Annotated in this window: 21 protein-coding genes; 7 read left to right on the forward strand and 14 right to left on the reverse strand. The window is 51.7% G+C overall.

Annotated features, from left to right (window positions below; genetic code table 11):
- Positions 1-126: 126 nt before the first annotated feature.
- The 8 genes from ACW9JV_RS12770 to ACW9JV_RS12805 form a co-directional block, all read right to left on the reverse strand.
- A complete protein-coding gene (locus tag ACW9JV_RS12770) occupies positions 127-2,124 on the reverse strand; it encodes a sulfite exporter TauE/SafE family protein (protein WP_457335034.1) in 1,998 nt (665 codons plus the stop codon).
- On the reverse strand, positions 2,099-3,001 hold the full coding sequence (locus ACW9JV_RS12775; RefSeq protein ID WP_457335036.1) for an ABC transporter ATP-binding protein: 903 nt from the start codon (positions 2,999-3,001) through the stop codon (positions 2,099-2,101). The genes ACW9JV_RS12770 and ACW9JV_RS12775 overlap by 26 nt, the downstream gene beginning before the upstream one ends.
- Positions 2,994-3,377 (reverse strand): GntR family transcriptional regulator, encoded by a 384-nt coding sequence (locus ACW9JV_RS12780; RefSeq protein ID WP_457335038.1) that lies wholly within the window; start codon positions 3,375-3,377, stop codon positions 2,994-2,996. Before ACW9JV_RS12780 ends, ACW9JV_RS12775 begins: the two co-directional genes overlap by 8 nt.
- Before the next feature lie 141 nt (positions 3,378-3,518).
- A complete protein-coding gene (locus tag ACW9JV_RS12785) occupies positions 3,519-4,919 on the reverse strand; it encodes a tetratricopeptide repeat protein (protein WP_457335040.1) in 1,401 nt (466 codons plus the stop codon).
- A 75-nt stretch (positions 4,920-4,994) separates the two neighbouring features.
- On the reverse strand, positions 4,995-5,981 hold the full coding sequence (locus ACW9JV_RS12790) for a Gfo/Idh/MocA family protein (protein WP_457336048.1): 987 nt from the start codon (positions 5,979-5,981) through the stop codon (positions 4,995-4,997).
- A 72-nt stretch (positions 5,982-6,053) separates the two neighbouring features.
- Complete coding sequence (locus ACW9JV_RS12795) at positions 6,054-6,428, reverse strand: YbaN family protein (RefSeq protein ID WP_457335042.1); 375 nt, start codon at positions 6,426-6,428, stop codon at positions 6,054-6,056.
- 287 nt (positions 6,429-6,715) lie between these two features.
- A complete protein-coding gene (locus tag ACW9JV_RS12800; RefSeq protein WP_457336050.1) occupies positions 6,716-7,375 on the reverse strand; it encodes an HAD family hydrolase in 660 nt (219 codons plus the stop codon).
- A 1-nt stretch (position 7,376) separates the two neighbouring features.
- The gene (locus ACW9JV_RS12805; RefSeq protein WP_457335044.1) at positions 7,377-8,294 is read right to left on the reverse strand and encodes an aldo/keto reductase; all 918 of its coding nucleotides are present in this window, start codon (positions 8,292-8,294) and stop codon (positions 7,377-7,379) included.
- Between the two features lie 309 nt (positions 8,295-8,603).
- On the opposite strand from ACW9JV_RS12805, the gene ACW9JV_RS12810 reads away from it, so the two are divergent.
- Positions 8,604-9,476 carry a glycosyltransferase family 2 protein gene (locus ACW9JV_RS12810; protein ID WP_457335045.1) on the forward strand — a complete coding sequence of 291 codons (873 nt, stop codon included), beginning with the start codon at positions 8,604-8,606 and terminating at the stop codon, positions 9,474-9,476.
- Here the strand turns inward: ACW9JV_RS12810 and ACW9JV_RS12815 are convergent, their stop codons facing one another.
- Together ACW9JV_RS12815 and ACW9JV_RS12820 are read right to left on the reverse strand one after the other, a co-directional pair.
- Positions 9,477-10,166 (reverse strand): glycosyltransferase, encoded by a 690-nt coding sequence (locus tag ACW9JV_RS12815; protein WP_457335047.1) that lies wholly within the window; start codon positions 10,164-10,166, stop codon positions 9,477-9,479. It abuts the gene before it with no gap.
- Positions 10,163-11,449 carry a nucleotide sugar dehydrogenase gene (locus ACW9JV_RS12820; RefSeq protein WP_457335049.1) on the reverse strand — a complete coding sequence of 429 codons (1,287 nt, stop codon included), beginning with the start codon at positions 11,447-11,449 and terminating at the stop codon, positions 10,163-10,165. Before ACW9JV_RS12820 ends, ACW9JV_RS12815 begins: the two co-directional genes overlap by 4 nt.
- A 165-nt stretch (positions 11,450-11,614) precedes the next feature.
- On the opposite strand from ACW9JV_RS12820, the gene ACW9JV_RS12825 reads away from it, so the two are divergent.
- On the forward strand, positions 11,615-12,319 hold the full coding sequence (locus ACW9JV_RS12825; RefSeq protein WP_457335051.1) for a glycosyltransferase family 2 protein: 705 nt from the start codon (positions 11,615-11,617) through the stop codon (positions 12,317-12,319).
- Here ACW9JV_RS12825 and ACW9JV_RS12830 read toward each other — a convergent pair whose 3' ends face one another.
- A complete protein-coding gene (locus ACW9JV_RS12830) occupies positions 12,320-13,261 on the reverse strand; it encodes an SDR family oxidoreductase (protein ID WP_457335053.1) in 942 nt (313 codons plus the stop codon).
- Between the two features lie 31 nt (positions 13,262-13,292).
- Complete coding sequence (locus ACW9JV_RS12835; protein WP_457335055.1) at positions 13,293-13,418, reverse strand: hypothetical protein; 126 nt, start codon at positions 13,416-13,418, stop codon at positions 13,293-13,295.
- Between the two features lie 54 nt (positions 13,419-13,472).
- Between ACW9JV_RS12835 and ACW9JV_RS12840 the strand changes: the two genes are divergently transcribed.
- The 5 genes from ACW9JV_RS12840 to ACW9JV_RS12860 are packed head-to-tail and all read left to right on the forward strand — an operon-like array spanning position 13,473 to position 17,703.
- Complete coding sequence (locus tag ACW9JV_RS12840) at positions 13,473-14,183, forward strand: galactosyltransferase-related protein (RefSeq protein WP_457335057.1); 711 nt, start codon at positions 13,473-13,475, stop codon at positions 14,181-14,183.
- Complete coding sequence (locus ACW9JV_RS12845) at positions 14,180-14,962, forward strand: polysaccharide pyruvyl transferase family protein (protein WP_457335059.1); 783 nt, start codon at positions 14,180-14,182, stop codon at positions 14,960-14,962. The genes ACW9JV_RS12840 and ACW9JV_RS12845 overlap by 4 nt, the downstream gene beginning before the upstream one ends.
- A 14-nt stretch (positions 14,963-14,976) precedes the next feature.
- The gene (locus tag ACW9JV_RS12850) at positions 14,977-15,879 is read left to right on the forward strand and encodes a glycosyltransferase (protein WP_457335061.1); all 903 of its coding nucleotides are present in this window, start codon (positions 14,977-14,979) and stop codon (positions 15,877-15,879) included.
- A gap of 19 nt (positions 15,880-15,898) precedes the next feature.
- On the forward strand, positions 15,899-16,855 hold the full coding sequence (locus tag ACW9JV_RS12855; RefSeq protein WP_457335063.1) for a glycosyltransferase family 4 protein: 957 nt from the start codon (positions 15,899-15,901) through the stop codon (positions 16,853-16,855).
- A 23-nt stretch (positions 16,856-16,878) separates the two neighbouring features.
- Complete coding sequence (locus ACW9JV_RS12860) at positions 16,879-17,703, forward strand: hypothetical protein (protein ID WP_457335065.1); 825 nt, start codon at positions 16,879-16,881, stop codon at positions 17,701-17,703.
- 381 nt (positions 17,704-18,084) lie between these two features.
- Here the strand turns inward: ACW9JV_RS12860 and ACW9JV_RS12865 are convergent, their stop codons facing one another.
- Together ACW9JV_RS12865 and ACW9JV_RS12870 are read right to left on the reverse strand one after the other, a co-directional pair.
- Positions 18,085-19,263 (reverse strand): hypothetical protein, encoded by a 1,179-nt coding sequence (locus tag ACW9JV_RS12865; RefSeq protein ID WP_457335067.1) that lies wholly within the window; start codon positions 19,261-19,263, stop codon positions 18,085-18,087.
- 240 nt (positions 19,264-19,503) lie between these two features.
- The gene (locus tag ACW9JV_RS12870; RefSeq protein WP_457335069.1) at positions 19,504-20,667 is read right to left on the reverse strand and encodes a BMQ_0737 family morphogenetic spore coat protein; all 1,164 of its coding nucleotides are present in this window, start codon (positions 20,665-20,667) and stop codon (positions 19,504-19,506) included.
- Positions 20,668-20,806 lie beyond the last annotated feature (139 nt).

Genomic DNA, 20,806 nt, shown 5'->3' on the forward strand with positions numbered 1-20,806 from the left:
TGCCACAGTCTGCGCAGGCTGTAAGGAAATGCGGAAGGTTTTCTATCATGAAAATATGTGCCGGCTCTGCTTATTTTAAACACGGACTGCTGAAAAAAGCCTGCCGGACATCCGGCAGGCTTTCCTTTACTGAAGCTGGGATACTATCTCTTCGGGCAGATCGTCTTCTTCCAGCACCCCAAACACTCTGTTTCCATTTGTCGTTTCCATCTGAACCATATAGGGGCCCTGTTCCTGGTGCGGCTGATAACTTTCAAAATGCTTCAGGACAGTGTCCATCTGTCCTTCTTCCGTTATGCTCACCTCTTGATCCTGCGCCGCTTCGGAATATACATCCTCCAGGAAGGCCTCCGGATTTCTAATTTCCGGAATCGTCGTCATCTTCATTGTCTCAATTTCCCCTGTAGTGAGGCGCGCCTGCTCGAGGTAGCCGTTATTCTCCAGCCACGTGTCGAGTTCCTCGAACGATTTCAGCCACGGAATATCAAATCCTAATTGTTCATCCCGGGGCTGCCCTTCTTCAGGCAGCTTCGAGAAAACGAGGTCCCCCCACGTTCTGTTTTGATGCTGGATCTCTTCATAGCTCAAGGAAGTAATTTCATAACTTAAGATATCTTTCAACTCTTCCAGTTCTTCCGGATCGGTAATAGAAAACGGCTCGGAATACCCCGGCTGCCGGTAAATATCAAACCGAACACGATCCACGTCTTTATTCAACTCCTCAAGATGAAATTGGCTGAGTTTATACGGTTCAGACTCCATGACTGCTGCGGCTTCTTCCTGCAGCTCTGCCGTAGAAATATTTTCATAGTTTCGTACTTTCATGGAGCCGTCCTCCATTTTATAGGCAAACACCATGTTCTGAGCCGCTCCAGTGACCGTCCGCTCCTCGGGCTGGACTTCCGTGACGGCTTCATGAAACTCCCGGACCTTCGCCTTATAACTGTCCGATTCATGGAACAACGAAGACTCATTATTTTCCGGACTGTTCAATTGATGCACATGATGGCCGAAATGGACACCTTGAATGTCCTCTTCCTCCGGTACAGACGTTTCATATCCGAATACGTCCATATTCACTGCCACTCCGGCAATCAGAATAACCACCGCATAGACGGCGTAGCCGACAGCCCGTTTCGGCTGAAAAATCCGCCACGTTTTGGCGAGAATCATTTCCGCCGCGCAGTATCCTGCCAGGGAACCAACCAGGTATCCGAACAACAGCCAGCTGATATCGTTGTACTGATAAAAATACAGTCCGCCGACCAGCATAAAGCAGAACGTGACGCCGTATTTGAAGATCGGCTGAAGCGGTTTAAAGGTGACCGCCTGGGTGGCGCTTTCCACGTGCCGGTACCGGTAAAGGAGAAAGGCAAGGGCCCCGCTCACAACCGCTCCGGCGAAAAATCCAATCACCTGGCCGGCAGACAGCTCTTCCCGCATCACTTCTTCTGCCATGACAAGCGGCGACCAATGGGCAATCTGTTCTGTGCTGGATGCATAGTTTGGGGCAAAACCGTACAGAAACACAGCCAGATTCTCATTGATCAGCGTAATAAGCCCAAGCGGAAGCATCAAGAGAATAAACGCCAGAATGCCCGCGGCAACAGAGATGCCGGTCATCATTCCGGTAAACACGGTGAATAGAAAGAAAAACAGCGCCATCAGCGTATGAAGTCCGGCCCAGCTCCAGATATCACCGGCACTGAGGTTCTCATACAGAGGATAGGACTCCGCTGCCAGCCAGGTGAGAAGCGCTGTCACGACCATCGGGATGACAAGCATGACCACACCGCTGATCATCTGGTTGGCGAGCAGATGATGACGTTTAATCGGAAGACTGTGCATCATATCCGCCGCATCCGGCAGCTGCAGATAACGCAGCAGAAAAATACCGGCTATAACCGGAATACCGACCGTGACAAACAACTGCGGGGTCTGAACGACATCATAGATATCCTTAATACGGGCCGCGTCCAGCTGGTCTTCCCCATCTACAAGCAGCAGCATCCGCAGCGGTACAATAAACAACCAGCTTAATAGAAAAATCATTCCGATCCAGCCGTGCTGCTTGGCGTTCTGTTTCTGGATGCCGGCATTAAAGAAGGACACTTTCGATTTCATAGCCGATGCCTCCCATCTCATAAATGAAAATTTCTTCGAGGGTCAGCGGCAGTAAGTCGAAAACGAGCGGTTCGTACGGTCTTATGTGCTTTTCGATCTCTCTGCGGTTTCCACGGACAATCAATAGATACACGCTGCCCCGTTTCTCTTCGTGCAGTATGTTCAAGCCGGCGGTCATACTCTCTTTCGTTTCTTCCGAATCAAAGGCGGTCTGGATTTTGTGGGTATCGGATTTCAGTTCATCCAGCTCTTTTTCGATCCGCAGGGTGCCTTCGTGCATGATCCCGACATGATCGCAAATATCTTCTATTTCTCTCAGATTATGGGAGGAAATAATAACCGTCACCTCCCGTTCCGCGATATCCTGAAACAGCAGATTTTTGATTTTCTGGCGCATCACCGGATCGAGTCCGTCGATCGGTTCATCGAGAATCAGCACGTCCGGCATCACAGACAGAGAGAGCCAGAATGCCACCTGTCGTTTCATTCCTTTGGACAGGCGCTGGATTTTACGTTTCGGATCGATCTGAAACACCTGCTGCAGCTTCGCGTAACGCTGCTCGTTCCAGTTCGGATAAAAGGAACGGTAATAGTCGGCCATCTGTTTAATCGAGGCCTGCGGAAGAAAATACGGCGTATCCGGAATGAACACAATGTCCTGTTTCAGCGGAACGTTTTCATAGACCGGCTCCCCTTTTATATGGACGTTCCCTTCATCCTGCCGGTAAATGCCGGCCAGCATTTTAAGTAGCGTCGTCTTGCCGGCTCCGTTCGACCCGAGCAGCCCGTAAATGGAGCCCTGTTTGACGGAAAGGTTCAGATCATGAACCGCCGTCTCGTTTTCAAATGTTTTTGTCAGATTCTGTACGTCAATCACCGCTGTCTCCCCCTTCCTCTTCTGCTTCTTCAAACCAGCGCATCAATTCGTCTTTCGTCAGTCCCATATAGATTGCTTCTTTCAAAAGCGGCTGGAACTGTTCTTTCATTTCCTCCAGTTTTCCCTCATTGGAAATCCAGTCAATGGGCGCCACAAAATACCCCTTTCTGCTTGCCGAATAGAGAAATCCCTGCCGTTCCAATTCGCGGTAGGCTTTCTGAATCGTATTCGGATTGATCGTCAGGTCTTTGGATACATGCCGCACCGACGGCAGCTTTTCATCCGGCTGCAGCACACGTGTCACGATCAGTTCCTTGATATTGTCGATCAGCTGTTCATAAATCGGCTTCCGGCTCCGCACATCAAGCTCAAACAAAACATCCCCTCCTCCGCTTGACCGCTTTCTGTATCATCTGTATTACATTTACTAATACAATATTCAGTGTAAAGAATCATTCAGTTGTTGTAAAGAGCAAAATAAAAATTCCCGACCGGAACGTTCCGATCGGGGGTGGGACTAGGCGTTGGCTTTCTGCATTTTTCTGTAAAGATCCTGGTATGCTTTTGATTCTTCGTCCCTGCCGAGGTCGAGGTAAATTTTTGAAAGCCAGCGTACCGGTTCGGGGTCGGTCGTGTTCATCTCCATTTCCCAGCTGAAGCAGTCAATGGCCTGATCGAGCTGGTTAAAGTCATACAGCATTTCACCAAGCTCCCGCTGTTTTTCCGGATCTTCGCGGTAGGTTTTCATTTTTTCGATCTGCTGAATGACCGGAGAGGCCTGTGTTTTCTCCCGTATCGGAGCAAGCCATGCCAGCACCTCCGGCAGCGGGCGCTCGGCCAGAAGTTCATTCACGCAGGTGTGAAGCACTTTTTCCGCTTTGCGGGGAGCCGTCTCATACATCGACGCGATATAGAAAGAAAGGTCATCAAGGGAGATATCCGCTGTTTTCAGGTCCACCGTATCAAGCATCTCCTCCAGCGCGTTCTCCTGTTTTTCAGTGAGCGTCAGTTCGTGCCGCTGCAGCAGCCGAAGGGTTTTTTCCAGGTCGTGGCGGCCAAGATAAAGGTGAAGCAGATCCTCGCGGAGACGCTCCGCCGACCCGCATTTTTCATATATATCTTCCAGAATCAGCTGCTGTTCCTCTTTATCATAATACAGGTTCAGCCACTGCATCAGCTCGTCGTAAGAAGCGCCGCCGTCTCCTTCCCGCCGGATCTGGTCGATCATAAGAGAAAAGGCGTCGACCCAGCGTTTTTCTTCTTTCAGAAAGCGGAGCAGCTGCGCCGCCTTATCCGGATCTTTGCGTTCATAATAGCAGGCCTTCTCCATAAAAAGGGGGTCCTTTTCCCATAATTCCGGCGCCATCCGCTGGTACATGTCTTTAAAGGTGGAAAACTCCATGTCGTTGGCGAGTTGTTTGACCCAGCTGTGTTTCGGAGTGAAGTCGAGCAGGACACGGAGTATCCGGTATCCCAGGAACAACTGGCCGCTGCGGCGGTGTTGATAGTAGTACGACTGAATATCCTGAAACAGGTCTTTCTTGGACGTGAACGTATCGAAAAAGGTGAGCATGCGGGCGGTTTCCTGGTAGGTATGCTGGCTCTGGAACTTGCCGCGGAGCTGGCTCAGGCTTCGTTTCGGAAAAGACGTCCGGCCGGACAAAATCTCATGGATGAAGGGATGGGGGGCCTTATATACAGCGCCATACCGGCTCCCTTTTTCCAGAAAGGAACGCCGCCGCACGCTCTCCGCCTTCATCGTAGTCAAGTATTCATCCTTGAAAAACATCATGTAGTAGACGTTTCCCGCTTTATCCCAGGCTTCCACCATCTTTCCCTGCAAAAATATCGTCATGGCTGACGGCTGCACGGTGATCTGCTTTTTTCCGTCGGTGATGGTACATTCGGTTTTTCTCATGAGTGAAGCCTCCTTGTATTTAGTAAAAACACGTACAAAAAGAAGCAGCCACGCGCTGGACTGCTTCTTTTTCCGTCACGCAAACGCCTGGTCCGCCTCAAACACGACACCCAGGTCCTTACGGATCCGGTCTGTCTGACGCATTACCATCTGCGAATCGTGATCATTTATTGCTGTTGTGTCCCTGTTTTCACAGGCTTCGATAAAATGTGCCGCTTCATAATACATGTCCGGGTGCTTCTGATCAACCGTTGTTGTTTCCATCTCCCCTTTTACCGGGACGAACGTCAGCTGCTGCATCTCATGGATCGTTTCGATATAAAGGGTTCCGGTTTCGCCCTGAATTTCACTTGTGCTCTGTGAGGCGGTGATTTTTGAGTACGAAACGACCGCATCCATGCCGTTATACGAAAGAAGGACATTCGTTTCCCCGTCCACGCCGCTTTCAAGCACGTGGCCGGACGCTTTCACCTCATTCGGTTCGCCGAAAAGGCGCTGCAGCGGATGCAGGCAGTACACGCCGATATCCATCGTTGCGCCGTTGGATAGGGAAGGCTTGAACGCATTCAGCACCTCTCCGTTTAAATAGGCGTCATAACGGCTGGAATACTGGCAGAAACTGAAGACTGCTTTTCTTATGGTTCCTGCTTTCGGCAGCCATTCCTTCACCTTTTGAAAACCGGGGGTGTAAAGATTTTTCACCGCTTCCATCAGCACCACGTTGTTGCGGCGGGCCGTCTCAAACAGGCGCCTGGCTTCGGTTTCATTACTGCAGAGCGGTTTCTCACAGAGAACATGTTTGCCCTGCTCCATCGCCGCTTCCGCCTGTTCGGCATGATAGCGGGTCGGACTTGCGATGTAGACGGCGTCAATCTGTTCATCGGCAAACATTGCATCGAGGCAGGAGTAATATGTATCGGCTTCATTTTTGGCCGCAAACGCCCGCGCACGCTCTTCATCCCTGGAGTAAACCGCATACAGCCGGAACGATGCCACACCACGGGCTGCTTCAATAAAAGCCTCTGTAATCCAGTTTGTTCCAATCGTTGCCATGTTCACCAGCAGCTTCCTCCTTTCCTCTGTTATTACGTATTATACTATATTCCCGATTAATTATCACTTTTCCTTCTTTATTCAGCGTAACGTATTTAAGGAAAAAATAAAATACGTAATATACAGCACCACTCCGGTGAGAAGAATCTGCACGAAGAGAAGCGGCACCAGAAAGAGTATCGAATAGGAGGCACTGCCCCACAGTACGAGCACCGCTGTCCATTTCGTTTTCATCGGAAGCGCCCGGTGCGATCGGTACTGCTCGATATAGGTACCGAGCCATTTGGTGCCAAGCAGCCGGTCGTACAGTTTCTGCGACGATTTCGCGTAACACCAGGCGGCGAGCAGCAGAAACGGCGTCGTCGGGAGCAGCGGCAGTACAATGCCTATAAACCCCAGGATCACTGATACCGTACCGCCGATCAAGAGCAATGCTTTTTTTGTCTGCCGGATCATGAGATCGGTCTCCTTTACTATGTATATGCATGACATAGTATAGAACGGGGGCTTCGATTCGTAAATGCATCCTCCTTAAGCGGAAACGGGACATTTTGGTTTTTAAGATGTCCATTACTATTTGATATTGGACCGTTTACAGCGCCGGCGCCGGTCATGTGGCTGGTATTTTCTTTTTCTTCCCACTTTCCCCGGATCCCGCTCTCAAATGTCCCGTATCCTCTGATTATGGACATTTTCAATGACAAAATGATCCGTAAAAAAACCTGCTGCGCTCAGGCAGCAGGTTAGAGGGATGCCAGGAGGTCACCGAGTGTCGCGTCTTCCATCGAAGCAAGGCGGCGGTCGACGCGGCCAAACTCCAGGCTTTCGGTCACTTTATTGGGTACAATCACGCAGCGCATGCCGGCACGTTCCGCGGCAAGCGCTCCGTTCGCGGAATCCTCAAAGACGAGGCATTCCGCCGGTTCCACCCCGAGACAGGCGGCGGTCTGATCGTACAGCGCCGGGTCCGGTTTTACGTGCTCCACATCATCAGAGGTCCGGATGCAGGTGAAATACTCAAACAGCCCCAGATGCTTCAGATGCCTCGAGACCCAGTCGTAATCGGAACTCGAGGCCAGACCAACCGCAAGACCCATATCCCGGGCCTCGCGAAGTCGGTCGTGCACGCCCGGCCGTGCCGCTTCGTGGGTGAGGCGTTCCAGAAAGCGCTCTTCCAGCAGTTTCAGAAACGGTTCCTGCTCCACGAGCTTCCCGGTGCGCGCAGCCAGATAGTCGGCCGGGGTAAGACCGGTGGAGGTGCCGATCTCCTGCTGCCACACCTCAAGCGGCAGGTCACTTCCGTGCTCGATAAACAATTCCTGCAGCACGTCGTACTGTCTCGTTTCGGTGTCCATAATCAGTCCGTCAAAGTCGAAGATTACAGCTTTCACAGCGTGCTCCATATTACACCGACTGCGGATGGCTGCCGCTGACCATCTCAAGATCCGCTGCCGCTGCGTTGGAAGCCACCTGGTCCGGGTTCTTGCAGCCTGGGATGACGGTTGTCACGGCTTCGTGTTTCAGGCACCAGGCGAGCGCCCACTGTGCCATCGGAACGCCTTCCGGCACTTCATTTTCCGCCAGTTCTTCGACCTTTTCAAGCGTCCGGCGCGTCTCGTCCTTGTCATGGCGGTGGCGCACATCATTGTCCGCAAATATAGCCCCCGGTTTGTATTTGCCGCTCAAATAGCCGCTTGCCATTGGAACGCGGGCCATCACCCCGAGATTCTGTTCTTCGCAGGACGGCAGCACTTCTTCTTCGGGCGAACGGTCCAGCCGGTTGTACACGACCTGAATGGTTTCGCCCCCCACCTCGGAAGCTTTTTTCGTCTGATAGCTGTCTTCTTTTTTTCCGATGGAAAGCCCGATGTGGCGGATTTTGCCTTCCTGCTTCTGCTTGTCAAGCATTGTCCAGAGTTCGTCGTTGTCAAACTCCTCCCCGACACCGGAATGAAGCTGATACAGATCGATGTAGTCGGTACGGAGCGCGCGCAGCGAATCCTCGAGCTGCTGCCGAACCTCATCCGCCGCGAAATGACGGGTCCGCTCATACAGATGATGAAACTTATGTCCGAATTTCGTCGCGAGCACCCAGTTTTCCCGGTCTCTTTCAATCGCGCGTCCGATAAATTCCTCCGACAGGTGATCCCCGTAGCATTCCGCTGTGTCAATCAGGTTGATCCCTGTCTCTCTTGCCTTATCAAAGATGGCGTCCACTTCGGGCTGGGTATAGTCCTTGCCCCACTCTCCGCCGAACTGCCACGTTCCCATACCGATAACCGAAACATCCATGCCTGTTTTTCCTAATGTGCGATATTTCATGCATAGTTCCTCCTTTTTACACTCTTACGGTTCCTATTATAAGGGAAAGCGATACGAAACGACAGTCACGGCTTCTGTCGTTATACCTATGAACAACTGCCAGCCGTTGGTGACGTTTGATCCCTGCGATAGATGCGAAATGGTACTATAAGCGCTGATTCGGTCTTCTCATCCGCCACCTCGCGTTTCCAGCGTATGCAGCAGCGAATACATGGAACTTTTATCGAACAGGCACAAAAAACGCTCCTCACATCCTTTCCACCGTGACATACGATGAATAGCGAAGGAACGTAAAGGAGCGCTGCACTTATGACTTCTCCCTTGATATCGGTTATATTCCCTGCGAAAAACGAGGGCCGGCATGTGAAGGATACGCTGGATTCGCTGGCTGCCTGCCGGACCCGGCAGACATATGAAGTGATTGTTGTCGATGACGGCTCCAGCGACGGCTGTTGTGATTTCCTTGCAGAAAAACCGGATCATGACCGGGTGAAAAGGATCCGCACCCGCGGGATCGGAGCAGCCAATGCCCGCAATCTCGGGGCGGACCATGCGTCGGGTACCTATCTCGCCTTCTGCGATGCCCATCTTTTTTTCCATGATTACTGGATTGATAAACTGCTTTTCCCACTGCAAAATGGGGAAACGGATGTCGTCTGCCCGGCGATTGCCGACACGGCCAACCTACGGTCTATTGGATACGGACAGACATTGAAACCCGATCTTTCCATCCAGTGGCTGACGAAAAAAGCAAAACTCACCGACATCCCCGTCGTTCCGGGCGGCTGCTTTCTTCTTTCCCGGCACGTGTTCGAGGATGTCAGCGGTTTCGATGAGGGATTAAAACGGTGGGGACTGGAGGACATTGAACTCTCCATCAAACTCTGGCTTTTCGGGTGGCGGTGCAGTGTGCTGCCTTCGGTCACCGTACAGCACGTATTCCGTAACACCCACCCCTACCAGGTGGAAGAAACAGATATTTCCTATAACCTTCTGCGCACCGCCTGCCTCCACTTTAATACGCGCCGTGTTCACCGCTGCAGAAAGCTGGCAGGGGGCGACGCCTATTCACTCGAAAAGAAAGTCCGGCAGGACGGAGCGGATGCGCTGAGAAAGGAATACAACGCACGCCGGACCTATGATGACAACTGGTATTTCCGGCGTTTTGCGATTCCTTTCTGATCAACGCCTTCGGGTGACACAGCTTTTCCAGCCGGTATGGCAGCGCACGCGGCGGGTTACCCGGAACAGATCGTGGTCCGCCACCTGCCACGTGTGATCACGGGGATTGCTGCTGCGGATAATCACATGATTCCAGCGGTCGGTGGAAAACAGACGGATCCCTTTTTTCCGGGCTTCCTGCTGAAATACTTGATCCGTGCCGGCGTCCTTTTCCCGAAACGGGATGCGTTTCCAAACGTCTTTCGTGAAAACAAGCGTCGAATCAGCCGTCCATTCCGTCCATCTGTTTTCGTTTCCGGTATCAAACAGCCTCAGTTTACCGGATGCAGCAAAATAGTAATAGACGGAGCTTTTGCCGATAATGTCCGGCTTCTTTTTCCGGTAAGCCCGCCACATATCCGGCAGATAATAGGGGCTGTAATAGTCATCATCATCCATTTTCGCAAGGAGTGGATAGGCAGCGTGGTCGATGGCGGTATTTTTGCACTCTCCGACTGTTGCCTTCTCCGGCAGCTGCAAAAGTTTCACCCCGGGATACTGTGCAGCTTTTTTCTTCCATTTCCTTACGTCCATATTGTCTTTATTCAGAACAATAATCAGTTCTTTGTGCTTCAGCTTCTGACCGGCGTAATTCTGAAACACCTGCTCCATCATGTGATCCCGGATCGTGCATGTGATAACAGAAATCAAGGCATACCCCCTCCTCCTAGAACCACCACTTCCGCGGTACCGTCCATGCCTTGCACGGCATTTCTTGTATCATAGACGAGCGGTACGCTATCCAGAATTTTTTTCAGCGGCAGGGTGGAATGTGGCTGCACAATGACCGCACAGTCGATGGCGGACAGGTTTTGACGGGTGAGTTCCATGCTCCGGCAGCTGTTGCTGTCTATGGTGACAGACGGCACGTAGGAATCCGTGTACGCCACCTCGGCACCAGTCTCTTTCAGGTGCTGAAACAATTGGATCCCGGGGGAGTGTCTGACGTCGGTCGAATCTTTTTTGTAGGAGATGCCGCAAATCAGGATGGAAGCTTCCGCCACCGGCTTACGTTTTTTGATATGCTGCTGGATGGACCGGCTGATGTAATCTGTGATCGAATCGTTGGTTTGTTCAGAAAGGGTGATAAACCGGCTCGGCAGCCCGTGATGGCGGCAGGCCCACTGCAGATACACCGGATCCACCGGAATACAGTGTCCGCCCGCTCCCGGCCCTGGATAAAACGGCTGGAATCCGTACGGTTTTGTACCTGCGGCATGAAGCGCGTCCCAAATGTTGATATTCATGCGGTCACACAGCACAGCCATTTCATTCATAAAAGAAATATTCAGGTACCGGTAGCTGTTTTCGAGCAGTTTGGACAGTTCCGCGGTTTCTACCGCTGTGACAGGGACAATCGTTTCAAAGATCGTCTCATAGAACGCCTCTGTTTTCTTGCGGCATGCTTCGGTCACGCCGCTGATGACTTTTGGTATCTCCTCGATTTTCATGTCTTTGTTTCCCGGATCCACCCGTTCCGGCGAATAACCGACATAAAAATCCGTCCCGGCACGCCGGTTCTTGTTCTCCAGGAGCGGTGTCAGAATATCCCGTGTCGTCCCCGGGTACGTAGAGCTCTCCAGAATCACGAGTTGGTTGTTCTGCAACCTGCTGCCGAGGGCGCGGCCGACATCCTTAATATAGCGAAGCTCCGGTTCCCCCGTTTCTGTTAACGGAGTGGGAACACAGATGATGACAACGTTGGTCTGTTTCAATGCATCATAATAATTGGATAATTGCAGCCTCCCGGACGTTACCGCCTTTTTCACTTCAGCGTCCGTAATGTCGGGAATATAGCTTTTATAACGGGACAAGGACGCGGTCTTTCCCTGGTCAATATCCACCCCGGTGACCATGCACCCTTTTTCTATCAGCAGCATCGCCAGGGGCAGGCCGACATATCCCAGCCCGATAATACCTGCATGTATCGTCATGATTGTTTTCTCCTCTCTCCTTTCTCCTGTTCCAAAAACAGGATCCATTCCCTTTCATCCTATGGCCCGCCGACTTCCCCGGAAACGGCTTTTATCCTGCGGGAAACGTTTAAGCTGCGGTCTGCATATCTATGAAGGAACACTTTTTAAAAAAAGGAGACCGCTATGAGTGCCTCCCTATCCATCATTCTTCCTTTCCAAACTGACAACGGCCCGAGAGAACGGGTGTTTCAGTGGGTAAGGTCCTTTTACCAACATCAGATAAAACATGCCGACGTCTGCATCGGCGAAAGTCAGGGATCTCCTTTCTGCAAAGCCGCTGCCGTGAATGACGGAGCGGACAAAGCCGGAGGGGATGTGCTGGCCATTATCGATTCCGACATCATCTGCCCTCCGGCTGTGCTTCAGAAAGCCGTCCGGCTGCTCACGCAGCATCCGTGGGTCATTCCCTATACCGAAGTCAGAAATTTGACCAGACCCCAGACCGATGCGCTGCTGAAGCGCCCCTCTTCCCGCCCGTTTCCAGTGCAGATGCGGGGCGGTTCCGTTCAGGATGGCAAGCAGCTCCCTTATGGCGGAATCAACGTGCTTTTAAGATCCTGCTTTTTTCAGGCGGGCGGATTTGATGAACGATTCATCGGCTGGGGCGGGGAGGATGATGCGTTCGCCTGCGCTGTCGACACCCTCTGCGGACCGCATGAACGAATCCCCGGAGCTGTCTTTCATCTTCACCATCCTTCCAGCAAAGGCGGCCGGCCGCTCCACTACAGGCGTAACGCCAAACTCGCCCACAGGTACTGCAGCGCGTACGGCAATACACATGAAATGAAAAAAATCCTCAACGAAAAAAGCTCAGGGAAACCGCAGTGATCACCCTGAGTTATTTTCTTTATACCATTCGACTGTTCGTTTTAAGCCCTCCTGAAACGATACGGTTGGCTGATAGCCAAGAAGCGACGATGCCGCATTCGTATCTGCAAGCGAATGCTTCACGTCACCGGGGCGGGCCGGTTCATAGCGGGGCGCTGTATTTTTCCCCAGGCAGGCGTTGACCGCTTCCGCCAGTTCATTCACCGTAATTCTCTCTCCGGTGCCGATATTAACGACCTGCCCTTTCAGTCCGTCAGCTTCAGCTGCCAAGAGATTTGCCAACACGACGTTGTCGACATACGTGAAATCTCTGGACTGCGTGCCGTCTCCATAAATGACGGGCCGGCGGTCGTTCAGCACTGCCTCTATGAAACCTGGAATCACCGCGGCATATTCGGAATGTGGATCCTGGGAAGGACCGAATACATTAAAATAACGAAGTGATATCGTCTGCAGACCGAATACCGCATGATACGCCCTGCAGTAGTGCTCTCCTGCATATTTCGCGACACCGTACGGCGATAACGGCTCTGTTTTCATTTCTTCGCGTTTCGGCAGCACTTCACTGTCTCCGTACGCCGATGAAGACGCTGCATAGATGACCCGATCGGCCTTGTTTTCAACGGCCGTCTGCAACACGTTCAGTGTGCCTGTAATGTTCACTTCATTTGTCCGAAGCGGGGCTTTGACCGATTTTGGCACGGAAGGAAGCGCCGCTTCGTGAAAGATGACATCTCCCTTCTGGATGACCGCTTCCAGGGTGCTTTTATCCGTAATATCACCCTCGATACATTCCACCTTTCCACGTAACTCTTTCCATCTATTTTTGTTTCCGGTACTGAAGTTATCCAACGCAGCAACATGGTCTCCCCTGTGTGCCAGCGCTTTTACGATATGAGAGCCGACAAATCCGGCTCCTCCTGTTACAAGATACCGTGTCATATTCTTCTACCTCCTGAACAAGGTTTCATGTTCACGGCATTCTATGTAAAAAAAAACTGCCGGCACCGGACAACTGCCGGCCGTACCGGAAAATTGGCGGCTGCACCGGCAGGTAAATGCCGTTTCCTTTTCTGCGGTTGAACATATTTCTGCTCATGAGGGGTCTGTCACCCCACGACAGCCCCGCATGAAAAAAAAGAGGTGGTATGACATGTCACGGTCCATTTCTCTCCTGATTCCCTACGAACCGGATAACGGGCCAAGGGATCAGGCATTTCAATGGATACTGGCGTTTTATCATAAATACCTTCCGGAGGCACAAATCTGTATCGGCCGGAGCCGCTCCTCCCTGTTTTCAAGGGCACAGGCGGTGAATGATGCTGCACGGAAAGCAACGCGGCCGATTTATTTCATTATTGATGCCGATCTAGTCTTTGATCCTTCGATCGCGGCATCAGCTGAAAAATTATTGAACAAGCACCCATGGGTCATCCCATACGACAACGTCTGTTATCTCAGCCGCACGGCCTCCGAACGTGTACGGAGCAGGGAACCTGTGCTGCCGCATCCCGGTCATGGAGACTGTGAAAGAATCAAGCAGCCGGCTCCCCGCACTCCATGTGTCGGGGGATTCAACATCGTCCCGCGGAAACATTTCGAAAGGATCCACGGATTTGATGAACGTTTCATCGGCTGGGGCGGGGAAGACCGTGCCTTTATGAGCGCGATGAACACGTTGTGCGGCCCTTACAAACGAATGAAAAAAACACTGTATCATTTATGGCATCCGCATGTCGGCGGCAAACGAAACCCTAATTATAAAAACAACAAAAAACGAAGAGATCTTTATCTGCAGGCAGAAGGCGATAAGAAACGAATCCAGCATTTGATCTCCCGTAACCGAAAGGAGGGACAGAAATGACCAAATTACCTGAAGGATTTGATTCGTTTCAGGAAGGGCTGGAGACAAGCAGAAAAAAACTGCGCCGGCAACTGGAGACAGCGGAGGATCTTACGTTCGTCAATCCCGGCGGCAATCTCGGGGATCATCTTATATGGGCCGGACTGCGCCGCTTATTATCAGGAATACCTTACCGGGAAATCCCCCGCAGCAGTATCGACAAGGCCGAGGGGGAGACCGCCGTCGTCGCAGGTCCGGGCGGCTGGTGCCGCGCCCACCATGCGATGCCGGAATTGCTGCCGATGATTGAAGAACGATTCGAGCACGTGATCCTGATTCCGTCGTCGTTTGATATCACGCTTCCTGCTGTCAAAAAAGCACTGGCCCGGACAAAAGCGCTGGTATTTGCACGCGAACTCCTTTCCTATAAAAAGATAAAAGATCTCTGCCGTTCGGATCTTGCCTATGACTGTGCCTTTTTTTACGACTATTCCAGCCATCTGAAAAAAGGAAAGGGAACATTGACGGCCTACCGCACCGACCGGGAACGTATTAAAAATGAAGAATTTAAAAGCAGGAAAAACAGGGACATCTCAAGAACCGCCGGAGATCTGGACAGTTTTCTGCGCGTGATCGCAGACCATGACACGGTTTACACGGACAGAGCCCATGTGATGATCGCCGGCGCCATGCTGAAAAAGACCGTGTACTACCAGCCGTCGAATTATCACAAACTGCCCGGTATTGCCGACTTCACGCTCCGCGGATTTCCAGTTTATCCGCTGGAAAAGAAGAAATAGAGAGGAGGGATGTTATGAAAGTGCTGCTCGTTCCCGCCATCCCGAAGTGGGCATTTGACAACCGCGCCCGGGACCTGGCCGGACTGGAATTCAAGCATGTACAGCTGCAACGGAAATACCTCCAGGACGTCACCGCCCGCGATCAGAAGCGTTACGACCTGATTTATCCGATGTCACTGAGTATTGCCCGGAAGCTTTACAGCAAAGGGATTCCGTACGACAAGATGGCCAGTGCCATTACCTCCGAACGGTTATATGATGGACAGAGAAATCCCGATGGATCGTTCAAAACCAGTTTCCACACGTACCTGAACCAGTTCCGCGGCATCAACGCCTGGTCCGGAGACATTATCCAGACACTGGCGCCCGTCCGCTCCATCTATAAAACTCGAATCGGCATCCATCATAAAAAGTTCCGGCCGGATCCGGTGAAAAAGAATAACACCTTCACTGTCGGATGGGCCGGCCGCATCGACAAGCCGAATTACCGGGAACTCAAAGGCTATGACATCGTGCGCAAGGCATTGAAAGACCTTCCTGTAAAGCTCGACATCCGGACCTTCAAAGAGCGGTTCGTGCCTCATGCACAAATGGTGCCGTTCTATCAGCAGCTGGACTGTTTCATCTGTTCCAGCCGCTCGGAAGGGCTTCCCAATCCAGTCCTTGAAGCAGCCTCCTGTGGTGTTCCGATCATATCCACCAAAGTGGGCTTCGTTCCGGAACTGATACAACATCAGCAGAACGGCATCATCGTGCCGAGAAACGCCGTGGCCATCCGGCGCGCGGTGCAGCAGCTACTGAACCATCCGGAAAAAAAGCAGGCCATGACAGAAAACATCCGCCGGACGGTGCTGCAAAACTGGACGTGGCGCATCTGTAAACACGACTGGGAACGTTTTTTCCTGTCATTACGCTGAAAGGAGGACACATCTCATCATGAAAAAACATCTGCTCGTCTACGATTACGACTGGTGGGTACTCGGCACGAAAGCTCGTATTCTCCAGAGTCGGCATCCTTCCCTGGAGATTGCCTCCAACCGGAAAATCAAAGAGCTGGTCAAGAAAAAAGGCGCTGCTTTCATCAACCGCACGTATACGGTCATAGCGACGCTGAGCCTGGGGCTGGCGCAGCTTTTGTACCGGCTCCGCGTCCGGGTCGATGCGTCCCAGATCGGATCGTACAACTATTTTATGAAAAACCATGACACATTCCGGGAGTGGAAGGATGCCGTCCTTCCCGATTCCCGGTTTATTCAGACGGTAATGAAGCCGATCCGGCGTTTCGGCGCGATCAATCCGAAATTGGCTCAGGAAGTCCAACGCCTTGTTCCTGACAGGAAGGTGGCCTATATCCGCCAGTTCGTGGATACGAACCGGTTTTATCCAGCTGCTTTTCGGGCATCTTCGGGCAATAAACTTGTCATCGGCTGGGCCGGTAACAATACAAGAGGCGTGAAAAACTATGAGACGCTGTATCAGCCGGTGAAGGCTTTTTTTCAGAAAGATCCCCGGGTGAAGTTCCGGGAAGCATCCCGCACCTCACGGGTATCTCCGGAAAAGATGCCGTCGTTCTACAGAAGTCTGGATCTCCTTATGATTACGTCTTCCAATGAGGGCGGTCCCGCACCAGCCATGGAAGCAAACGCCTGCGGCGTTCCCGTCCTTTCCACGAATGTCGGCTACGTGAAAAAAATTACGCCGCCACGCGGGAAGCCGTTTGTTCTGGATTCGCATCACCCGAAAGATTTCATTAACAAAATCAGGTGGCTCGAGCAGCATCCACAAACACTCGCCGCGATGAAACAGGACGCCGCCCGGAACATTCTCGAGCACTGGACTGTGGAACAGACGATCAACGATTGGCTTTATACCCTGTTCCGGTTAAAACATTAATACTTGGAAAGGAGGAGCAGTCATTGGATCCTTTATGTGTTTCCGTTACCGTTTTCGGGAGTTATACGAAGTATATTCCTTATTTCATTTACAGTGTGCTTAAAAGCTATCCATCCTACTACGTGAAAGTTTTTACCAACACCACGCTGTCTCCTTCGGAGCAACGCTGCCTCATGAAAGTGAGACAGAAATTATCCGGCCGCTTCACTGTCTATGAAAACTATTTTGCCCGGATCGATACGGATAACCGGCAGGTCGGTAAGATGATGAGATTTCTCGTGCCGTTCCACCAGTATAAAAACTTTGAATCTGTGTATATCGGCGATGTCGATTTTTTGATCGTGAACGAAACCCCGGGTCTCTTCGAAAGCCATAAACGACACTGCAAAAAGATCAATCTGCCTTACAGCAATCAGATCCGTTCCGGGGCGCAGCGTCTCAGCGGCCTGCATTTCTTTCAGACGAAACCTTATTACAAAAAAATGAACGAGGTTCTCAATTACTACCGGGAACATCCCCGCAAGCTGGCAGTACAAATTGAAAAGGGTGGAGGTAATGAACAGGTTTTGTATCAATGGATCAAAAAGCATATCGGTTTCGGGCGTATTGAAAAGTATCCTTACCGCCCTCATCACGGCTTTCATCTCGGCATCATCCGAAACGGCACCGAACGGTTTGACTCCTATGTCACGCACGGACCGCACAATCCGGTTCACCGGCTTCCGCCCTATCCTTCTTTGAAAAAGAAGCTGATGGTGTACTACAACGATCCGCTTTTCAAGACAATGATGCGCATCCACCCCGTCCGTGAGATTCAGCGGCTGCAGCAGCTGCTGCAGACAAACTGAATCATACGCGCCGGAAGTTTCGGCTCATTTTCCGGCCATTTACCATTCTTACCTGTCCACCAACATGATTTGGTGGACATTTTTCTTGAGGACGGCAAAATAGTGTCCCGTATCATAACGTTGTAGACATTTTTACTACCGAGGCCGAATAGGATGGTCGTTATCCTATCATTGCAGACAGACTGCACCGGGGTTTGTCTCTAAAAAAAGACCCCTCCAACACGGAAAAAGCAGCCTGCTCCTTCGAACAGGCTGCACTCATGATCAGCTTCCGCAGCCGCAGCCGCGGCGCTTGGTTCTCGTCTTTTTCAACGGCAGCTGTGCAGCGGCGGATTTCTTTTTTCGGTACAGACGTTTAACCTGATCCGGACTCATTTGGACTCATCCCCCCCTTTTGGCGTGATCTGCGTATTTGTAAGGATTAAACACCGTCGATCTCGATGTGGAAGACATCGGAACGCGGTACGCCTGTTCCTCTTGCGGAGCCGGCTGCTCAGAGGGAGCTGGCTGCCTGCTTCGGTCTTTTTTCTGCCGAAGGGCCTGCAGCATCTTTTCCTGTTCCGCTGTTTTTTTCTGGAGCATGCGGTTTTCTTTCTCCTGCTTTTTCAATGTTTCCTGCAGGGTTGGATCGACGTTCTTTTCTTTCTGCGATCGTTCCGCTCGAAGCCGTTCATTTTCCTTTTTCAGCTGCTCCCACTCTTTCTTTTCGTGAGCAGGCTGATCGTTCTGCTGCAGTTCCCGGATGATGCCGGTTCCTTCCTGCAGCAGTTCCCGCAGTTCCGCTTCTTTTTCTTTGTTGTCGTAAAGTTTCTTCTGCAGCTCATCGATTTTTTTATGCCATTCTTCGGTGTCGGCCTGCAGCCGTTTCACATCTTCTCCGAGCTTCTCCATTCGTTCCTGAGCCGCTTCCCATGTTTCAGGATCCATCAGCATCCGCAGCTGCTTCCACCAGCTTTTTTGTTCCTTCATGGCCTCTTCCCACCTTTCTTCCAGTTCTTCTGCCCGGTGACACATGTTCTGCGATTCAGTTTCCAGCCGTAACAGCGTCATACCGGATTCCAGGCCTTCATTTTTCACTGTTTCTGCTTCAGCAGTCAGCTGGTACTGCCTCCCGATACCATTCGACCGCTCCAGCGCTTTCTGTTCTGCAAGGAGGCCGGCCTGCATACCGCGGATATGTTCCTGAAGCAGCCGGCGCACCCGTTTATTTTCCTGATGAAGATGTCCGGTCATTTTCCGGGACGCATCCCATTTCCGGTGATAGCGGTCACGCTCGGCCTGCAGACGGGAGCGGTCCCTCCGGAGCATGGACTCCTTTTCTTCCAGGCTTCGAATCAGCCGGTGCTGCTCCTTCTTCTCCTGCTGCATCCCCTGGAGCGCTTCTTCGATATGCAAAAAGAGATCCGCAAGTTCTTTTGGCGGCTCCTTTTGAACCGAGGCGGCGTTTTCTACCGGATCCTGCCTGACAGCCTGCAGGCGCGGCAGCCGTGAACCAATCTTCTTTTCCACATGAACCAAGGTGTAAAATGGAAGCCTGCTCTCCTCCTGTCCAGTCGTCATACCAAGTCCCCTCTTTCTATACGTAATAATTTTTTATGTAAAAAGCTGTTCCAGACGTTGCTTTTTATATTGAAAATGATGGGCAGAAGCGGAAGGCGGCGACTCCAGCGGGAACAGCACGAGTCTCGAGACCCCGCAGAACGGGGACCGTTCGAGGAGGCTCGAGCCGTGCCCGCGGAAAGCGTCCGCCTGCAGCCAATGCCCTCTCTGCATTATCTAATTTGAAACAATTTTTTCGATTCAGCCGTTATTATTGTCATTGTTATTCAAAAGGTCGGCAAATGTGTCACATTCTGAATAACGGACCAGCGCATCCACGATGCCGCTGTCAAACACCTGCGTTCCGGCGCCGTTCCGGAGGATCAGCTGGAAGCTTTCCGGACTGTTAAAGATGCGCAGTTCATAGAACACATGCTCCGGAATACCGTTAAAGAACCGCTGTCCTTCCCCGAAGACCGTGACCGATTCCCCTTCAATATCACATTCAGCGGATTCAATTGAAGTCGGGTCAAAGGTGAAACTGAAATCGTTCGGCGACGGTGTCGGTGTCGGGCCGTTCTCATCATCATCCGTGTCCTTGAAGGAGTAGGAAAACTCACTGTCCGCGAGCGCACATTCCTGACAGATTTCTGCTTCAAGGGTCGATAGACCGGTGATCATCGTGCCGTCTGTACCAAACGTGGCGAGGGTTTCTTCCTTCTTCGCCAGCGCCGTGGCCTGGCATTCACAGTTATTCGGCGGGAAAATGTCCGGACACTGCGGCGGGAATTCAAACGCATCAAGCGGACATTCGAGCATATCAGGCGGCTTTGGAATATCATCAGGACGCGGGAAGCAGAACTTCGCCAGCACTTCCAGCTTAACCGGGAATTCCACCTGAACCTCTTTACAGAGCAGTACTTTCAGCGGAACCATTGGTCCGAACGGATCCGGTCCCATCAACGGACGGTTGCTGCGGCACAGCACATCCGTTGCACGGCAGTTGATGTTGTCATCGGTAATACCTTCCGGAACACAGAGCATGATTTCATCATCGAACTGTGTACGGACGGTAAAGGTACATACGTTACTGCCGTTGATACGCACCGTCACCTGGACGGGAACGGTCCAGACAATCGCCACCTTGCCGGGGTTCCCGTTTTTAACAATTGTGGCATTGCAGATTACATCTTTCGAATCGGGCGGCGTGCATGTTACATCCACATCCTCGCCGGCGATCAGTGCTTCATTGACAGCTGTACGGCATCCTTCATCCGGAATGAAGTTTTTGTTTTCATACCGGTTCGAGAAAAAGACCCAGTCATAGACTTTATCCACGCGGATACATTCAGGCGCCAGATCATTGGGATCAAGCGGGATCGGCTTTGGCGTCGGAGTACCCTTGATAGGCCTGCGTTTTTTCACTTCTATCCTTCCTTCCCCATGAGTATAGTGCTTTACACACTACAGAATATGGAGGCAGGTTCCTTTTGGTATAGGCAGGCAGTGTAGTTTTGCCGAAATCAGCAATCGTCCTGCCTGTAGTGGTTCTTGCCGCCCCCTT

This window comes from Salibacterium sp. K-3 (assembly GCF_054052005.1).

Bases quoted from the DNA above. Each gene is read 5' to 3' on its own strand.
- ACW9JV_RS12770 (WP_457335034.1), bottom strand. From the start codon at position 2,124: ATGAAATCGAAAGTGTCCTTCTTTAATGCCGGCATCCAGAAACAGAAC.
- ACW9JV_RS12785 (WP_457335040.1), bottom strand. From the start codon at position 4,919: ATGAGAAAAACCGAATGTACCATCACCGACGGAAAAAAGCAGATCACC.
- ACW9JV_RS12795 (WP_457335042.1), bottom strand. From the start codon at position 6,428: ATGATCCGGCAGACAAAAAAAGCATTGCTCTTGATCGGCGGTACGGTA.
- ACW9JV_RS12800 (WP_457336050.1), bottom strand. From the start codon at position 7,375: ATGGAGCACGCTGTGAAAGCTGTAATCTTCGACTTTGACGGACTGATT.
- ACW9JV_RS12805 (WP_457335044.1), bottom strand. From the start codon at position 8,294: ATGAAATATCGCACATTAGGAAAAACAGGCATGGATGTTTCGGTTATC.
- ACW9JV_RS12810 (WP_457335045.1), top strand. From the start codon at position 8,604: ATGACTTCTCCCTTGATATCGGTTATATTCCCTGCGAAAAACGAGGGC.
- ACW9JV_RS12820 (WP_457335049.1), bottom strand. From the start codon at position 11,449: ATGACGATACATGCAGGTATTATCGGGCTGGGATATGTCGGCCTGCCC.
- ACW9JV_RS12825 (WP_457335051.1), top strand. From the start codon at position 11,615: ATGAGTGCCTCCCTATCCATCATTCTTCCTTTCCAAACTGACAACGGC.
- ACW9JV_RS12830 (WP_457335053.1), bottom strand. From the start codon at position 13,261: ATGACACGGTATCTTGTAACAGGAGGAGCCGGATTTGTCGGCTCTCAT.
- ACW9JV_RS12835 (WP_457335055.1), bottom strand. From the start codon at position 13,418: ATGAGCAGAAATATGTTCAACCGCAGAAAAGGAAACGGCATTTACCTG.
- ACW9JV_RS12840 (WP_457335057.1), top strand. From the start codon at position 13,473: ATGTCACGGTCCATTTCTCTCCTGATTCCCTACGAACCGGATAACGGG.
- ACW9JV_RS12845 (WP_457335059.1), top strand. From the start codon at position 14,180: ATGACCAAATTACCTGAAGGATTTGATTCGTTTCAGGAAGGGCTGGAG.
- ACW9JV_RS12850 (WP_457335061.1), top strand. From the start codon at position 14,977: ATGAAAGTGCTGCTCGTTCCCGCCATCCCGAAGTGGGCATTTGACAAC.
- ACW9JV_RS12855 (WP_457335063.1), top strand. From the start codon at position 15,899: ATGAAAAAACATCTGCTCGTCTACGATTACGACTGGTGGGTACTCGGC.
- ACW9JV_RS12865 (WP_457335067.1), bottom strand. From the start codon at position 19,263: ATGACGACTGGACAGGAGGAGAGCAGGCTTCCATTTTACACCTTGGTT.